The sequence below is a fragment of the Microvirga vignae genome, from assembly GCF_001017175.1.
Lineage (GTDB): Bacteria > Pseudomonadota > Alphaproteobacteria > Rhizobiales > Beijerinckiaceae > Microvirga > Microvirga vignae.
On sequence record NZ_LCYG01000004.1, the window covers coordinates 74,694 to 90,366 of the forward strand.

Below are 15,673 nucleotides of genomic sequence, written 5' to 3' on the forward strand. Positions count from 1 at the left end.
CCCTTAAACGGGTCTTGGTGTTGGTTCTTGAAAGCCCAGCAGGCCGCCGGGCCGGAAGATGAGAAAGACGACAAGCGCGGCATAGAGAGCGATGTCACGGGCTTCGATAGGTAGATAAGCCGACCAGACGGTTTCGAACAATCCTATTATGAAACCTCCTAACAGGGCACCGGAAACCGAGCCTATGCCTCCAATGATCGCGCCGATGAGGGCTTTGAGTCCATATTGGAAGCCGCCGGCGAAACCCAGGCCTCCGTATTGCACCACGATCAGCATGCCGGAGAGACCGGCCATTCCGCCTGCCAGCGCTAGCGTCTTGGTGAGAAGGCGAGGACCGTTGACACCCATGAGGGCCGCGGCTTTGGCATCATCCGCATAGGCGCGCCACGCCCGCCCGAAGCCCGTTGCCTTCATCAGCCAAAGAAGGGTGAGTGCGGCTGCAAGGCCCAGACCCGATGTGAGGAGGCTGATCGGCGTAAGGCTGACTAGAAACTCCTCCGAGCGGGCAAGGGGCAGGGCTTCCGACCAGATCGGAGGCAGCCAGACCGTTACGGGGCTCTGCACAAGGCGCAGGTATTCCATCAGCGCGAGGGACAGGCCGACGGTGGCGATGAGGCTCGGCTGAGTGCTGGCACTGGTGATGCGGCTGATCGTGAAATGTCCGCCGACGGCACTGTGCATGGCGCCTGCAAACAATGCGCCGACGAAGCCGATTGCGATGCCAAGAAGCGGGGAGTTCAAGCCAGATGCCAGAACCAGAGAGGCTCCCGCGACCGTGGCCGCCGAACCGACGGCCGCCAACTCGCCAAACGCCAGATTGACTCGTCCACTCAGCCCGAAAACGAGAGCGAAAGCCACCGAGAGCAGGGCATAGATGGCGGTGCGCGGCAGACTGACCAGGATCTGCTGCATCCAGTAGGCAAGGCCGGGGGGAAGCTCGATCACATCCGCAGCAGGAGGGCTCCCGGGATCGGCAGCAACACCTTCCGGCGTATTGAGATAGTACTGTTTCAGGAGATAGAGGCTCGCGCCCGAGACCGGCCCTTCCTCTGTGGCAAGGCCGGTCAGCTCCGATTTGTTGAGCGACAGTCCCGCGGCGGCGAAGGTGCAGACGACAAAGCGGTCGAGCGGCGGGCGATCCGGATATTGGGCCGTGTAAAGGACCCTCAAGCTCCGCGGCGTGGGGCCCTCCTGAAGGCGGTGCACGATGATCGCTGCACCCGGATTGAGCGCAGGCAAGGCGGACCGGCACACGCGCGCCTGATCCGCATCGATGGACAAGCCGCAGGCCGAAAGCAGGCTCAGGCCCCCAAGACAGGCAATCAGTCGCCATGCCTTAAGAAAGCGTACCCCCTTCATGCAGCGGCCTTGCCGGCGATCAGGCTTGAGCCTTCAGCTTCTCCGCCACCCGCGGCGCGAAATAGGTGAGGATGCCGTCGGCGCCAGCACGCTTGAAGGCGAGCAGGCTCTCTATCATGGCGCGCTCCCCGTCGATCCAACCGTTCTGGGCAGCTGCCTGGATCATCGCGTACTCGCCGGAGACCTGATAGGCGAAGGTTGGGACCGCGAACGTCTCCTTCACCCGCTGCACGATGTCGAGATAGGGCATCCCCGGCTTGACCATGATCATGTCCGCGCCTTCCTCGAGATCCAGCGCCACTTCGCGCAGGGCCTCGTCCGTGTTGGCCGGGTCCATCTGATAGGTGCGCTTGTCGCCGATGAGCGTGGCATTGGTGCCAATGGCATCGCGGAACGGGCCATAGAAGGCCGAGGCGTATTTCGCCGCATAGGACATGATCTGCACGTCCTCGAAACCTGCATCGTCGAGCGCGGCGCGGATAGCGCCCACGCGCCCGTCCATCATGTCGGAGGGCGCGATGATGTCGGAGCCGGCTTCCGCCTGCAGAACGGCTTGCCTGGCAAGAAGCGCTACCGTCTCGTCATTGAGGATCTTCTCGCCCTCCAGAAGGCCGTCATGGCCGTGGCTGGTGTACGGATCGAGAGCGATGTCCGTGATCACGCCGATCCCAGGCGCAACGCGCTTGATCTCGCGCACCGCGCGATTGACGAGGTTTCGGGGGTTGAGGGACTCGGAGCCGGTATGATCGCGGAGCACTGGGTCGGTATAGGGGAAGAGCGCGATGGCGGGAATGTTGAGGCTTGCTGCCCGCTCGGCTTCCTTCGCCACCCCGGCGATGGTCAGGCGCTCCACACCCGGCATGGAGGCAACCGGCTGGCTGCCGCTCGTGCCCTCGACCACGAAAAGCGGCCAGATCAGATCACTCGTCGTCAGCACGTTCTCGCGCACCAGCCGCCTCGACCACTCGGCCTTGCGATTGCGTCGCGGGCGGTGGGTCAAGTTCAGGGAAGACGCGGCTTCCTGTGCGGAGGGGCGGGGGAACGGCGACAGTTTCGACATGATCCTCATCCGGCGTCGGCTTCGCTGCGCCGACGAGTGCGAAAAGAGGGGTAGCACATTTAAAACGCTCTAAAAAAGGGTTCGGCGTCGCATCAGGGACAATACGGAGGGAAAACCGGCTCAGGGCAGCCATGCATTGACGGTAACCTTGAGCCCTGTTTAATCCGGAGGCAGGCTTTAGAGAGACAGGCAAGGGGGCGCTCCATGGACGAGACCGCAGAAGTCATTTGCGAAAAGCAAGGCCAGGCTGGTGTCATCACCCTCAATCGTCCGCAGGCGCTCAATGCCCTGACCCTCACCATGGTTCGGGAGATGCACCAAGCTCTGGACGCCTGGGCCAAGGATCCGCAAGTCACGCGCGTGATCGTGCAGGGCGCGGGCGAGAAGGCTTTCTGCGCGGGTGGCGACATCCGCCGCCTAACCGATCTCCTGCAGGCGGGTGAGCGTGACGAGGCGCTCGCGTTCTGGCGCGAGGAGTACCAGCTCAACATACTCATCAAGCGCTACCCGAAGCCGTATATCTCCCTCATCGACGGCATCGTGATGGGCGGCGGCGTCGGCATATCCCTGCATGGTTCATACCGGGTCGCGGGTGAGCGCTATCTCTTCGCCATGCCCGAGGTCGGCATCGGCTTCTTCCCCGACGTGGGCGCGACTTACGCCCTGCCACGCCTTCCGGGCCAGACGGGCATGTATCTCGCGCTCACCGGCGAGCGGGTGAAGCGCGCCGATGCCGCGATTCTGGGGCTTGCCACCCATTCGGTCGCGAGCGAAGCCATTGGCTCTCTGCGTCAGGCGCTGATCGCCGGCGAGCCGGTTGACGAGGCGCTGGCGAAGGCCGCAAGCGATCCAGGTCCTGCGCCTCTGGACGAGCATCGCGCCGTCATCGATTCCTGCTTCTCCGCCGAGAGCGTGGCCGCCGTGCTTCAGCGCCTCGACGAGGAGGCGGGCAAGGGCTCGGAATTCGCTGCCAAGACGGCAGCGGGCATGCGCACGAAGTCGCCGACGAGCATGTGCATTGCCTTCGAGCAGGTGCGCCGGGGCGCGTCCCTCGATTTCGAGGAGGCCATGAAGACGGAGTTCCGCATCGTCTCCCGCATCGGTGACGGTAAGGACTTCTTCGAGGGCGTTCGCGCGGTTCTGCTCGACAAGGACAATCAGCCCCGCTGGGAGCCGGCCTCTCTCGATTCTGTGAAGCGTGAGACCATCGACCATCACTTCGGGAACCTTGGTCCGTACGAACTGGAGACCGCTTGATGCCCCGCAACGGCAACCATGGCGCACCGCACGACGCAGCCCGGGATTATCTCTCCGACAGGATCGAGGAACGCCCGTCGACTCCGGCCGCCATGCGCTGGAGCTTCATTCTCACTTGGTTCATGCGGGTGCTCGCGATCCTCTGGATCATGAAGGGGTTGAGTTCCTGGGCCGTGATCCTCGGCATCTGGACGCCCGTCGGCCAGTTCGAGGCCCGCTCCATGGGCTATCAGACCACCATCATCTATTTTGCCCTGATCGACCTCGTCGCAGCCATAGGCTTATGGATGGCGAGCACCTGGGGTGGGATCATGTGGCTGCTCGCCGTCATGAGCCACCTGATTCTCGCGGCCTTCTTTCCGACCATTGTCGCGAGCGGCTTTCTGACGATCCTGTTCTTCCTAACCCTGATCGCCATCTACATTGCGGTGTCCTGGCTGGCGGCTCAGGAAGAGTAGGAAATTTCTTAAGGATCAAGGTCTTGTTAGGGCGCGCAGAGATTTTTGTTGAGGCGCGGGCAGCTCTGCCATGCGCTTAAGGCCAAGCTCCTCACAGAGAAGTGTATCCTCAAGAACACAGTTCAGAGCTACATCCTCATTCAGCCCGGTTTCAGAGGCTGAAAAATGCAATCAAGAAACATTTTGCCACAAAACGGCCCCGATGTTCTTGGTTTTCGATACTGTTCGTTAATCCAATCCCGGCAGTTTCCGAAGCCGACCCACAACTAACCAGAAGAGCCTGCGCTCATGTTGTCCCGCCGTGCCCTCCTGACAGGATCGCTCGCCCTTATCCTGACCCCCGCCACCGTTACCATGGCGCAGACCCAGGCCGAGTGGTCGCAGAATTACGAGGCTGTCTCCCGCACCCGGGTGCAGCGGACCTCGACTCCGATGCTTTCGGCTGAATCTCTCGCCGCCACCGAGCAGATGATCGAGTACTACCGCAACATCGCCGCCCGCGGCGGATGGCAGCCGGTTCAGGGCGTGCAGGGCCTGCGCGTCGGCTCCAAGAGCCCCGCGGTCGTTGCTTTGCGTCAGCGCCTCATCATCACGGGTGACCTCGACCCGGCCGCCGGCGAGTCGCCGATTTTCGATTCGTATGTCGAGGCAGGTGTGCGCCGTTTCCAGGCCCGCCACGGAATCAGCTCTACCGGCACCATGACGGCGACCACGGTGACCGCCATGAACGTGCCGGTCGACATCCGTATCCGCCAGCTCGAGATCAACGTGGCGCGCCTGCGCAGCCTTGTGGCCGGCGGCATGCCGAACCGTTATGTGGTCGCCAACATCCCTGCCGCGCTCGTCGAGACGGTCGAGGGTGGCATGGTCCATACCCGCCACGCTGCCGGTGTCGGCAAGATCGACCGTCAGTCGCCGCTCCTGAACTCCAAGGTGGTCGAAGTCAACTTCAACCCGTTCTGGACCGTGCCTGCTTCGATCATCAAGAAGGACTTGATCCCGAAGATGCAGAAGGAGCCGAACTACCTGACGGACAACAAGATCCGCATCTTCAACGGCAATCAGGAACTCTCTCCGTCTCAAGTGAACTGGTTCTCGGACGAGGCGACCCGCTATCGCTTCCGCCAAGATCCGGGCGGCGAGCTGAACTCCATGGGCTTTGTGCGCATCAACATTCCGAACCAGCACGGCGTGTACATGCATGACACGCCCTCGAAGGGCATCTTCGGCGACGATTTCCGTTTCGTCTCCTCGGGCTGCATCCGCGTGCAGAACGTGCGCGACTACATCGAGTTTCTCCTGAAGGACACGCCCGGCTGGAGCCGCGAGCAGATCGACGCGGCCTTCAAGTCCGGCGAGCGGATCGATGCACGCCTGTCCCAGCCGGTTCCGATCCACTGGATCTACATGACCGCCTGGGCCACCCCGGACGGCCTCGTGCAGTTCCGCGACGACATCTACAACAAGGACGGTCTCGGCAGCTCCATTCCGGTGGCGAGCCGCACCCCGACCGAGCCGGATGAGGAAATGTTCCTCCAGAACTAACGCCACAGGCCTGTAACGACGGCAGCCCGCCCTCAAGGCGGGCTGTTGTCTTTGCAGAAGCTGGATCAACATGTCTCCAGAGCGGGTTGGCGTGCTTGGGGTGCGCATGATAAAGGCCAAGGCCATCGGGAACTGAGCGCCGGCCAGGCGGGGCTCACAGCAAGGCGAGAATGACCATGAGCGCGAGCGAAGCAGCAAAAAATCACCTGTCCAACAGCTTTTTCTCGGCCAGCCTCGCCGACAGCGATCCCGAGATCGCTCGCGCCATCGGACTCGAGCTTGGCCGCCAGCGCGACGAGATCGAGCTGATTGCCTCCGAAAACATTGTTTCCCGCGCCGTCCTCGAGGCTCAAGGCTCGGTGATGACGAACAAGTATGCGGAAGGCTATCCAGGCCGCCGCTACTACGGCGGTTGCCAGTTCGTGGATATGGCCGAGGAACTCGCCATCGAGCGCGCCAAGCGCCTCTTCGACTGCAAATTCGCGAACGTGCAGCCCAATTCCGGCTCCCAGGCCAACCAGGCCGTGTTCATGGCGCTCATGAAGCCGGGCGACACCTTCATGGGCCTGGACCTCGCCTGCGGCGGCCACCTGACCCACGGTTCGCCGGTCAACATGTCCGGCAAGTGGTTCAACGTCGTGAGCTACAGGGTCCGCGAGAGCGACCAGATCATCGACATGGATGAGGTCGCCCGCTTGGCTCGTGAGCACAAGCCGAAGGTGATCGTGGCCGGCGGCTCGGCCTATTCCCGCTTCTGGGACTTCGCCCGCTTCCGCGAGATCGCGGATGAGGTCGGTGCTTTCTTCATGGTCGACATCGCGCATTTCGCGGGCCTCGTGGCCGGTGGCGCGCATCCGTCTCCGTTCCCCCACGCTCACGTGGTCACCACCACCACTCACAAGACCCTTCGCGGTCCGCGCGGCGGCATGATCCTCACCAACGACGAGGACCTCGCCAAGAAGATCAACTCCGCGATCTTCCCCGGTCTCCAGGGCGGCCCGCTCATGCACGTGATCGCTGCGAAGGCCGTGGCCTTCGGCGAGGCGTTGCGCCCCGAGTTCAAGCTCTATGCCCGCTCCGTCGTCGAGAACGCCAAGGTGCTGGCCGACACGATGCTCGAAAACGGCTATGCCATTGTCGCCGGCGGCACGGATAACCACCTCATGCTTGTGGACCTGCGCCCGAAGAAGCTCACCGGCAAGGCTGCCGAGGCGGCTCTGGGCCGTGCCCACATCACCTGCAACAAGAACGGCGTGCCCTTCGATCCCGAGAAGCCGATGGTTACCTCCGGCATTCGCCTCGGCACTCCCGCCGCCACCTCACGCGGCTTCGGCGTGGCCGAGTTCCGGAAGGTCGGCGAGCTGATCGTCGAGACGCTCGATGGTCTCGCCAGGCATGGTGAAGAAGGTAATGCCGCGGTCGAGGAATCGGTGAAGACCCGTGTTCACGAGCTGACCCGCCGCTTCCCGATCTACGCTTAACACTCGGACTGATCGATGCGCTGTCCCTATTGCGGGAGTCTCGACACTCAGGTGAAGGACTCCCGGCCGACGGACGATTCTTCATCCATCCGCCGCCGCCGAATCTGCCCGGATTGCGGCGGTCGTTTCACGACGTTCGAGCGTGTGCAACTACGCGAGCTGACGGTGGTGAAGCGTTCGGGCCGCCGCGTGCCGTTCGACCGCGACAAGCTCCAGCAATCGGTGGAAGTGGCCCTGCGAAAGCGCTCGGTGGATCCCGAGCGCGTGGAGCGCATGATCAACGGCATTGTGCGCCAGCTTGAGAGCATGGGCGACGGCGAGGTGCCGAGTGAAACCGTGGGCGAACTCGTCATGGAAGGCCTGAAGGGCCTCGACGACGTGGCCTATGTCCGCTTCGCCTCGGTATATAAAAACTTCCGTGAGGCCAAGGACTTCGAGGAAATCCTTGGTAAGTTGGCGGAAGAGCCGGAACCGGAGGAAACTCCGCGCCTGAAGAAGAAGCCAGCGCAGTCCGAGCAATGAACGCCGACCGACCTCGCCAGGACGAGCGCTTCATGCGCCTCGCCGTTGCCCTCGGTGAGCGCAATCTCGGTCTGACTTGGCCCAACCCTTCCGTCGGCTCCGTCGTGGTCGACGAGAGCGGAGAGGCTCCCATCATCATCGCCCAAGGCGCGACACAGCCGGGAGGCCGTCCGCACGCCGAACGTGTCGCGCTCGCCGCAGCCGGAGAGCGCGCGAAGGGCGCGACGCTCTATGTCTCGCTGGAGCCATGCTCCCATCATGGCAGGACGCCACCCTGCGCCGATGCGGTGGTGGAGGCAGGCATTGCACGCGTCGTCTCCGCCATCGAAGACCCTGATGCGCGCGTTGCCGGCCTCGGCCATGCCCGCCTTCGTGCGGCTGGAATGGAAGTGGTGACGGGTTGCCTTCAGTCGCTGGCCCGTCGCGCCCATCGCGGGCACATCACCCGCGTGACGAAGGGGCGTCCCTTCGTCACCGTCAAGCTCGCCCGCACGACGGAGGGGCTCGCCGGTTCGCGCCAGGGACCGCGACTGATGATCACGGGCGAGATTGCGAACGCCAAAGTGCACCTGATGCGTGCGCATGCGGATGCCGTCATGGTGGGTGTCGGCACGGTTCTGGCCGACGATCCGCTGCTGAACGTGCGTCTGCCGGGCCTCGAAAGCCATTCGCCGATCCGCATCGTTCTCGACACGCATCTGCGCACGCCGCCAGTGTCTCGCCTTGTGACAGGCGCACGTGACATCCCGACCTGGATCGTCACGACTATCGAGGCGCCCATCGCGGCCGAGCATGCGCTGGTCGCGCAGGGTGTCGAGGTTCTGCGCGTCTCGGCGGATGAGGCGGGGCATGTGTCCTTGCCCCATACTCTTCAGCTACTCGGCACGCGAGGCCTGACCCGCGTGTTCTGTGAGGGCGGACCGGGGCTGGCGGATGCGCTGGCGCAAGCCGATCTCATCGACGAGCTGATCCTGATCACAGGTCGTTCCGCGCGGGGCCAGGGCGATGTGCCGGCCCTCGGGCTTGCGCTGCAGGATCGAATGGACGCTCTTGACCTTTATGCCGACGAGCAGGTCGGCCCCGATCTTTTCATGTTTTGGGAGAAGCCCTGATGTTTACGGGTATCATCACCGATATTGGCGAGGTCGTGTCCGCAGAGGGATCGCAGGGAGCCCTGAAGCGCCTGCGCATCCGCTCGTCCTACGATCCCGCGACGATCGCGCTCGGTGCTTCCATCGCCTGCGGTGGGCCCTGTCTCACGGTTGTTGCCGTTGGTCCGCGTGAGGGCGGTTGCTGGTTCGATGTGGATGCCGCCGCCGAAACGCTTGAGCGCACCACGGTCGGCGAGTGGGAGTCCGGCACGAAGATCAATTTGGAACGCTCACTCAAGATCGGCGATGAACTCGGCGGCCACATCGTCACCGGCCACGTGGATGGCTTGGCCACCATCGTGAAGGTGGAGGCGATCACGGCAGGCGACGATCCTTGGGGGCCGACTGCCCGTTTCACCATCAAGGCTCCGTCCAATCTGGCCCCCTTCATCGCCGAAAAGGGCTCCGTCTGCCTCGACGGCACGTCGCTGACCGTGAACTCCGTCGATGGCGATCTCTTCTCGGTGCTCATCATCCCCCACACGCTGGCCGTGACCACCTGGGGCGAGCGCAAGGAGGGAGACAAGCTGAACATCGAGGTCGATCTCATGGCCCGCTACGCCGCACGCCTTGCGGATGCTCGCCGGCCGGGGTAGGGAACGCCCAACATCTTCCCGGATCAGCCCGCAGCCCTCATCCTGAGGAGGCCTGAAAGGCCGTCTCGAAGGATCGAGACGTCTCCCGTGCTCTCCGGACCCTCCTTCGAGACGCAGCCTAATGGCTGATCCTCAGGATGAGGGGTGACACTGATAAAAGGTCCTGAGAACTCCCATGGTCTCGCATTCCGCTAAGCCGCAAAGCTCCCGCCCGCCGGTTCCCGGCGCACGCATCCTCGTCGTCGAGGCTCGGTTCTATGACGATATCGCCAACGAACTGTTGCGGGGGGTGCAAGCCGCCGTCGAGGCCGCCCAGGCGACCATGGAGGTTCTGACTCTGGACGGCGCCCTCGAAATCCCGGCAACCATCGCCATCGCCCTCGATGCCGCCGAGAAGGCGGGCAGGCCCTATGACGCCGTCGTGGCGCTTGGCTGCGTGATCCGTGGCGAGACGGGGCATTACGACATCGTGGCGGGCGAGAGCGCCCGCGCCCTCATGGATCTGTCGGTCGCCCGCAAGATCCCGCTCGCCAACGGCATCCTGACCGTAGAGAATGAGCAGCAGGCCTGGACCCGGGCGAGCGTGAATGAATTGAATAAGGGCGGGGGTGCGGTGGAAGCGGCGCTCGCCGTTCTGCACATCAAGAAGAAGCTGGAGGCCTGATCATCATGGCAAAGCCTGCAGAGCGCTCCGCCGCTCGTCTTGCCGCCGTCCAGGCCCTCTACCAGATGGATCTCTCCGGCAAGACCGTCGTCGATGCGTTGGCCGAGTTCGAAGCCTTCTGGATCGGCCGCGAGGTCGAGGGCGTCGAGTTCAAGCCGTCCGACATCGAGTTCTTCCGCAATGTGATCTCCGGCGTGGTGCAGAATCAACGCGCCATCGACGTGAAGATCGACAAGGCTCTCGCCGAAGGCTGGCCCCTGCGCCGCGTCGAGGCCGTGCTGCGTGCCATCCTGCGCGCCGGCGGCTATGAACTGATGTTCCGCAAGGACGTGCCCGCCCGCGTCGTCATTACCGAGTATGTGGACGTGACCCACGGCTTCTACGGCGAGGACGAGCCGGGTCTCGTGAACGCCGTTCTCGATACGCTCACCCGCGACGTTCGCCCTGGCGAACTGGAGAAGAAGGCGGCTGGGCAGGCGAAGCGCTGAGCCTTCACATGGTAGGGATCGCCAGGCCATGACCTCCCGGGAGCGTCCCAATGAGGACGGGCTTATTGCCCGTTTCTTCGCGCCTCTGGCGGGCGAGGGCGCATTTGGCCTGAAGGACGACGTCGCCTGCGTGTCTCCCAAACCGGGGCATGATCTTTTGCTCACGACGGACGCGCTGGTCGAGACGGTTCATTTTCTGCCCGAGGATTTGCCTGCCTCCATCGCCCGGAAGGCGCTGGGCGTTAATGTCTCGGATCTTGCGGCCAAAGGCGCCGATCCGGCAGGTTTTCTCTTAAGCCTCGCACTTCCCGAAACCTGGACCGAGGAATGGCTGGCTGCGTTCGCTGCTGGTCTCGGAGAGGCAGCGCGCGATTTTGCCTGTCCGCTGCTCGGGGGCGATACCGTGAAGGCGAGGGGGGCTCTCACGCTTTGCGTGACGGCCATCGGCGAAGTGCCGACAGGACGCATGGTTCGCCGCACCACGGCACAAGTCGGAGACGTCATCTGCGTCACCGGCACCATCGGCGATGCGGCGTTGGGCCTAAAGCTTCGCAAGGCTCCCGCTTGGGCTGAGAGCCTGTCGCCGGGGGAAAGGGCGCATCTCGCCGACCGCTATCTCCATCCCCAGCCGCGTCATCACCTTGCTCGCGCGTTGAGAACCCATGCTCATGCAGCCATGGACGTCTCCGACGGGCTTGCGGGCGATCTCGCCAAGATGGTGCGGGTGAATGGCGTGTCGGCTGTTGTAGAGGCCGACACGGTGCCGCTCTCTCCAGGGGTTCAGAAAGCCATCAAGGTCGATCCAGGCCTCTACGATCTGGCTGTCACGGGCGGCGACGATTACGAGATTCTCTGCACGGTTCCGGAAAAGAAGCTCGACAGCTTCATGAAAGAGGCCGATAGCGTGGGCGTAATGTTGTCCGCCATAGGCCGAATCGTTCAAGGGCACGAGATCCCGGTCTTTCGGATGCGCGGTTCTGAAAGACGCTACGATGCAGGTTCATTCTCACACTTCTGACGGTCTCGCCAAGCGCAATGCACTCGTGCTCGCCTGCGCCCAGGCGCTCGGAGGATCGAGCCCGGCCATCGTGGTGTCGCTCGGCGGTCTCGTCGGACAGAACCTCGCCGAAAACAAAGAACTCGCCACGCTTCCTGTCAGCCTTCTCAATCTGGGACTGGCGCTCGGCACCATTCCCGCCGCCATGCTGATGCGTCGGGCGGGCCGGCGTATCGGCTACATCGTGGGTGCCGGGGTCGGTCTGCTGGGTGGGTGCCTCGCGGCGTTGGGCATCGCCTCTTTCAGCTTCGTGCTCTTCTGCCTCGGCACCACGATCATCGGTATGTACGGCTCGTTCAACCAGAGCTATCGCTTCGCCGCGACCGATGCGGCCTCCGATTCCTTCAAGCCACGGGCGATTGCCTGGGTCATGACCGGCGGTCTCGTGGCGGGCGTCCTGGGCCCTCAGACGGTGATCTGGCTGCGGGATGCGGTTCAGACTGCGCCGTTCTCCGGCGCCTTTCTGGGACAGGCGGCCCTGGCTCTGATGTCCATGGTGGTCGTCTCGTTCTTGAGGCCCGTGCCGGTCGGCATCGCGCCGAAGGCTGGTAGCGGCAGGCCGCTCAGCGAAATCGTCCGGCAGCCCCGCTTCATCGTCGCTGCGGTGGCCGGCCTCGTTTCCTACGCCCTCATGAGCTTCCTCATGACTGCCGCTCCCATGGCTATGGTCGGCTGCGGCCTGCCTATCGAGGCGGCGGCGCTCGGCATTCAATGGCATATCCTGGCCATGTTCGGCCCGAGCTTCTTCACCGGCCGCCTGATCACCCGGTTCGGCAAGGAGCAGGTGGCGGCTGCGGGGTTGTTCCTGATCGCGCTCTCATCGGCGGTCGGTTTGTCCGGCATCGAGATTGCCCATTTCTGGGCGACTCTCATCCTCCTCGGCATCGGCTGGAACTTTGGCTTCATCGGCGCAACCGCCATGGTCATCGATTGCTACCGTCCCGAGGAGCGCACAAAGGTTCAGGCAGCCAACGACTTCCTGGTCTTCGGCTCGGTCGCCGCTGCATCCTTCTCTTCCGGCAAGCTCCTCAATGCGGGCGGTTGGGACACCGTGAACTGGACGGTCTTCCCGCCGGTCGTCATCGCTCTACTTCTGCTAGCTTGGCAGCATAAGGCACGAGCAACTGTACCCGCTTAAAGTCTTACAGGGTTCCTGTGAGTAAAAAGGCAGGTATCGTTGCGAACTGCCTCCTTTTTTGCCACCAAATATAAAGTTCGCAGGGGGTGGAGGCCGTTCAAGGCTAAAATTCAGGCTTTGAGAACCGGCTTTCTGCCTTCCCATAACAAGGATGGCATGATGGCACTCACCCTAATTATCTTGGGCGGGCTTCTCTCGATTGCGTATGGCCTCTGGGCCATCAGCGACGTGATGAAGCGGGACGCCGGTTCTCAGCGCATGCAGGAAATTGCAGGCGCGGTCGCTGAGGGCGCGAAAGCCTATCTCCGCAGGCAATATACAACGATCGCGATTGTGGGCGTGGTGCTCTTTGCCATCATCGCCTACTTCCTCGGGATCCGCGTCGCGATCGGCTTCGCCATCGGCGCGATCCTTTCGGCCGCTGCAGGCTTCATCGGCATGAACGTTTCCGTTCGGGCCAATGTCCGCACCGCTCAGGCCGCCACGCAATCGCTCGGCGGCGGCCTCGACGTGGCTTTCAAGGCAGGCGCCGTCACGGGCATGCTGGTGGCGGGGCTCGCGCTTCTCGGTGTTGCGCTCTACTTCGGTTATCTCACCCGCATCGCTGGCCTCAACTCCGCCGACCGCGTGGTGATCGACAGCCTCGTGGCTCTCGGCTTCGGCGCTTCGCTCATTTCGATTTTCGCCCGTCTCGGCGGCGGCATCTTCACCAAGGGTGCGGATGTCGGCGGTGATCTCGTGGGCAAGGTGGAGGCGGGCATTCCGGAGGACGATCCGCGCAATCCCGCAACGATTGCTGACAACGTGGGCGACAATGTCGGCGACTGCGCCGGCATGGCCGCCGACCTCTTCGAGACCTATGCGGTGACCGTGGTCGCCACCATGGTGTTGGCTGCGATCTTCTTCGCCGGTCAGCCGGTCCTGGATTCGATGCTGCTCTACCCGCTCGGCATCGGCGCGGTCTGCATTCTCACCTCGATCATCGGCACCTTCTTCGTGAAGCTCGGTCAGAACGAGTCCATCATGGGCGCGCTCTACAAGGGCCTCATCGTGACGGGCATTCTCTCCATCATCGCCATCGGCGTCGTGACCTGGCAGATGATCGGCTTCGGCCCAATTGCGGGCACCGAATACACGGGCCAGTCGCTGTTCTGGTGTGCCGTCATCGGTCTCGCGGTCACGGCGTTCATCGTCGTGATCACCGAGTACTATACCGGTGTCGGTTTCCGTCCCGTGCGCTCCATCGCCCAGTCCTCCGTGACGGGGCATGGCACGAACGTGATCCAGGGCCTCGCGGTGTCGCTCGAATCGACGGCGCTGCCGACCATCGTGATCATCGCGGGGATCATCGTGGCCTTTAAGCTCGCGGGCCTCTTCGGCATCGCGATTGCGGTGACCGCCATGCTGGCGCTCGCAGGCATGATCGTGGCGCTCGATGCTTTCGGTCCGGTGACCGATAATGCGGGTGGCATCGCCGAAATGGCGGGTCTTCCGAAGGAAGTGCGCAAGTCCACGGACGCGCTCGATGCTGTCGGCAACACCACGAAGGCCGTTACCAAAGGCTATGCCATCGGCTCCGCAGGCCTTGGCGCTCTCGTGCTCTTCGCGGCCTACACCTCCGACCTCAACCACTTCACGCAGAATGCGGCCCAGTATCCGTACTTCCAAGACGTGAAGCCGGACTTCTCTCTGGCGAATCCGTACGTGGTCGTTGGCCTCCTCTTCGGCGGCCTGATCCCATTTCTATTCGGTGGCATCGCCATGACGGCGGTGGGCCGTGCGGCAGGCTCCGTCGTGGAAGAGGTGCGCCGTCAGTTCCGCGAGAAGCCGGGCATCATGCAGGGCACCGACCGTCCCGATTACGGTCGCGCGGTGGACATGCTCACCCGCGCCGCGATCAAGGAAATGATCGTGCCGTCGCTCCTGCCAGTGCTGGCGCCGATCGTAACTTACTTCGTGGTCTTCTGGATCGCCGGCAAGTCGCAGGCCTTCTCGGCCGTGGGCGCGATGCTCCTCGGCGTGATCGTGACGGGTCTCTTCGTCGCGATCTCCATGACCTCCGGCGGCGGCGCCTGGGACAACGCGAAGAAGTCCTTCGAGGACGGCTTCACGGATGCTTCCGGAACGACGCACCACAAAGGTTCCGAGGCTCACAAGGCATCCGTAACGGGCGACACCGTCGGCGATCCCTACAAGGATACGGCAGGCCCTGCCGTGAACCCCGCGATCAAGATCACCAACATTATCGCTCTGCTGCTGCTGGCGATCCTGGCGCATTCGTAACGCTGCAAAAAGCGAACCCCTCCAAACCCGCGGCTTACGCTGCGGGTTTTTGTGAATGGGACGGAAAAAGGAAAAGGCCGGGACATGTCCCGGCCTTTTCCTGTCGGGATGGAAAGTTTTCTTACGAACCGAACGGATTGAAGTTGTTCGTACCGCGCAGGATTTGTCCGAGGAAGCTCGTCTCCTGGCCGCCGGACGGGGTGGTGCGGCTGATGAAGTCGAACACCTGACCGTCCTGGAGACCGTAGAGGGCCACGCGCTCGACACGCAGGTTGTTGTCGAAATAGACCGCGGTGACCCGCTGATCCACGACTGTTTCGCCCATGAACCGGAGGGGGCGGCGGGATTTCTGGCTGATGTAGTACCAGTTCTTGTTGCCGACCGTTGACACCGTCGAGGGCGTGCCGAGGGTCTGGAGGACCTGCTCGCCGCTCATGCCCTTCTTGACCTGGGCCACGGCGTTCTCGTCCAGCTGGTATCCGCGGGCATACTCCTCGCCCATGGTGCAGGCGGCAACGGAGGTGGCCAGGAAAGTCGCAGTAGCCAGGCGTACCAAAAGGGTATGATATCGACGCATCGTACGGTTCTTCCAGGAATGCGGCGCGGATACTTGC

Annotated in this window: 15 protein-coding genes; 12 read left to right on the forward strand and 3 right to left on the reverse strand. The window is 63.2% G+C overall.

All coding sequences use genetic code 11. The annotated features are described in order from the left end of the window. Positions 1-3: 3 nt before the first annotated feature. Positions 4-1,359 carry a branched-chain amino acid ABC transporter permease gene (locus AA309_RS01180; protein WP_047187151.1) on the reverse strand — a complete coding sequence of 452 codons (1,356 nt, stop codon included), beginning with the start codon at positions 1,357-1,359 and terminating at the stop codon, positions 4-6. A gap of 19 nt (positions 1,360-1,378) precedes the next feature. After that, the gene (gene hemB / locus AA309_RS01185; protein ID WP_047187152.1) at positions 1,379-2,419 is read right to left on the reverse strand and encodes a porphobilinogen synthase; all 1,041 of its coding nucleotides are present in this window, start codon (positions 2,417-2,419) and stop codon (positions 1,379-1,381) included. Between the two features lie 204 nt (positions 2,420-2,623). Here hemB and AA309_RS01190 point away from each other — a divergent pair, with 204 nt between their 5' ends. The 12 genes from AA309_RS01190 to AA309_RS01245 all read left to right on the forward strand — a co-directional run bounded on the left by AA309_RS01190 (position 2,624) and on the right by AA309_RS01245 (position 15,059). Then, a complete protein-coding gene (locus tag AA309_RS01190; protein ID WP_047187153.1) occupies positions 2,624-3,676 on the forward strand; it encodes an enoyl-CoA hydratase/isomerase family protein in 1,053 nt (350 codons plus the stop codon). Further along, positions 3,676-4,134, forward strand: a complete 459-nt coding sequence (locus AA309_RS01195) for a DUF6163 family protein (protein WP_047187154.1) — start codon at positions 3,676-3,678, stop codon at positions 4,132-4,134. The genes AA309_RS01190 and AA309_RS01195 overlap by 1 nt, the downstream gene beginning before the upstream one ends. A 288-nt stretch (positions 4,135-4,422) precedes the next feature. After that, positions 4,423-5,679, forward strand: a complete 1,257-nt coding sequence (locus AA309_RS01200) for a L,D-transpeptidase family protein (RefSeq protein ID WP_047187155.1) — start codon at positions 4,423-4,425, stop codon at positions 5,677-5,679. A 176-nt stretch (positions 5,680-5,855) separates the two neighbouring features. Next, on the forward strand, positions 5,856-7,160 hold the full coding sequence (gene glyA / locus AA309_RS01205) for a serine hydroxymethyltransferase (protein WP_047187241.1): 1,305 nt from the start codon (positions 5,856-5,858) through the stop codon (positions 7,158-7,160). A 15-nt stretch (positions 7,161-7,175) separates the two neighbouring features. Continuing rightward, on the forward strand, positions 7,176-7,682 hold the full coding sequence (gene nrdR / locus AA309_RS01210) for a transcriptional regulator NrdR (RefSeq protein ID WP_047187156.1): 507 nt from the start codon (positions 7,176-7,178) through the stop codon (positions 7,680-7,682). Then, positions 7,679-8,794: a bifunctional diaminohydroxyphosphoribosylaminopyrimidine deaminase/5-amino-6-(5-phosphoribosylamino)uracil reductase RibD gene (gene ribD / locus AA309_RS01215; RefSeq protein ID WP_047187157.1), complete on the forward strand. Its 1,116-nt coding sequence runs from the start codon at positions 7,679-7,681 to the stop codon at positions 8,792-8,794. The genes nrdR and ribD overlap by 4 nt, the downstream gene beginning before the upstream one ends. Beyond that, a complete protein-coding gene (locus tag AA309_RS01220) occupies positions 8,794-9,429 on the forward strand; it encodes a riboflavin synthase (RefSeq protein WP_047187158.1) in 636 nt (211 codons plus the stop codon). Before ribD ends, AA309_RS01220 begins: the two co-directional genes overlap by 1 nt. A 175-nt stretch (positions 9,430-9,604) precedes the next feature. After that, entirely contained in the window at positions 9,605-10,093 is a 489-nt protein-coding gene (gene ribH, locus AA309_RS01225; RefSeq protein WP_047187159.1) for a 6,7-dimethyl-8-ribityllumazine synthase, read from the forward strand. 5 nt (positions 10,094-10,098) lie between these two features. Then, complete coding sequence (nusB, locus tag AA309_RS01230; RefSeq protein ID WP_047187160.1) at positions 10,099-10,581, forward strand: transcription antitermination factor NusB; 483 nt, start codon at positions 10,099-10,101, stop codon at positions 10,579-10,581. Positions 10,582-10,609: 28 nt separating this feature from the next. After that, on the forward strand, positions 10,610-11,599 hold the full coding sequence (thiL, locus tag AA309_RS01235) for a thiamine-phosphate kinase (protein WP_047187161.1): 990 nt from the start codon (positions 10,610-10,612) through the stop codon (positions 11,597-11,599). Further along, entirely contained in the window at positions 11,574-12,776 is a 1,203-nt protein-coding gene (locus tag AA309_RS01240) for an MFS transporter (RefSeq protein WP_047187162.1), read from the forward strand. Before thiL ends, AA309_RS01240 begins: the two co-directional genes overlap by 26 nt. 156 nt (positions 12,777-12,932) lie before the next feature. Then, a complete protein-coding gene (locus AA309_RS01245) occupies positions 12,933-15,059 on the forward strand; it encodes a sodium-translocating pyrophosphatase (protein ID WP_047187163.1) in 2,127 nt (708 codons plus the stop codon). A 121-nt stretch (positions 15,060-15,180) separates the two neighbouring features. On the opposite strand, the gene AA309_RS01250 is transcribed toward AA309_RS01245, so the two are convergent. Then, the gene (locus AA309_RS01250; protein WP_047187164.1) at positions 15,181-15,636 is read right to left on the reverse strand and encodes an outer membrane protein assembly factor BamE; all 456 of its coding nucleotides are present in this window, start codon (positions 15,634-15,636) and stop codon (positions 15,181-15,183) included. Between the last annotated feature and the right edge of the window lie 37 nt (positions 15,637-15,673).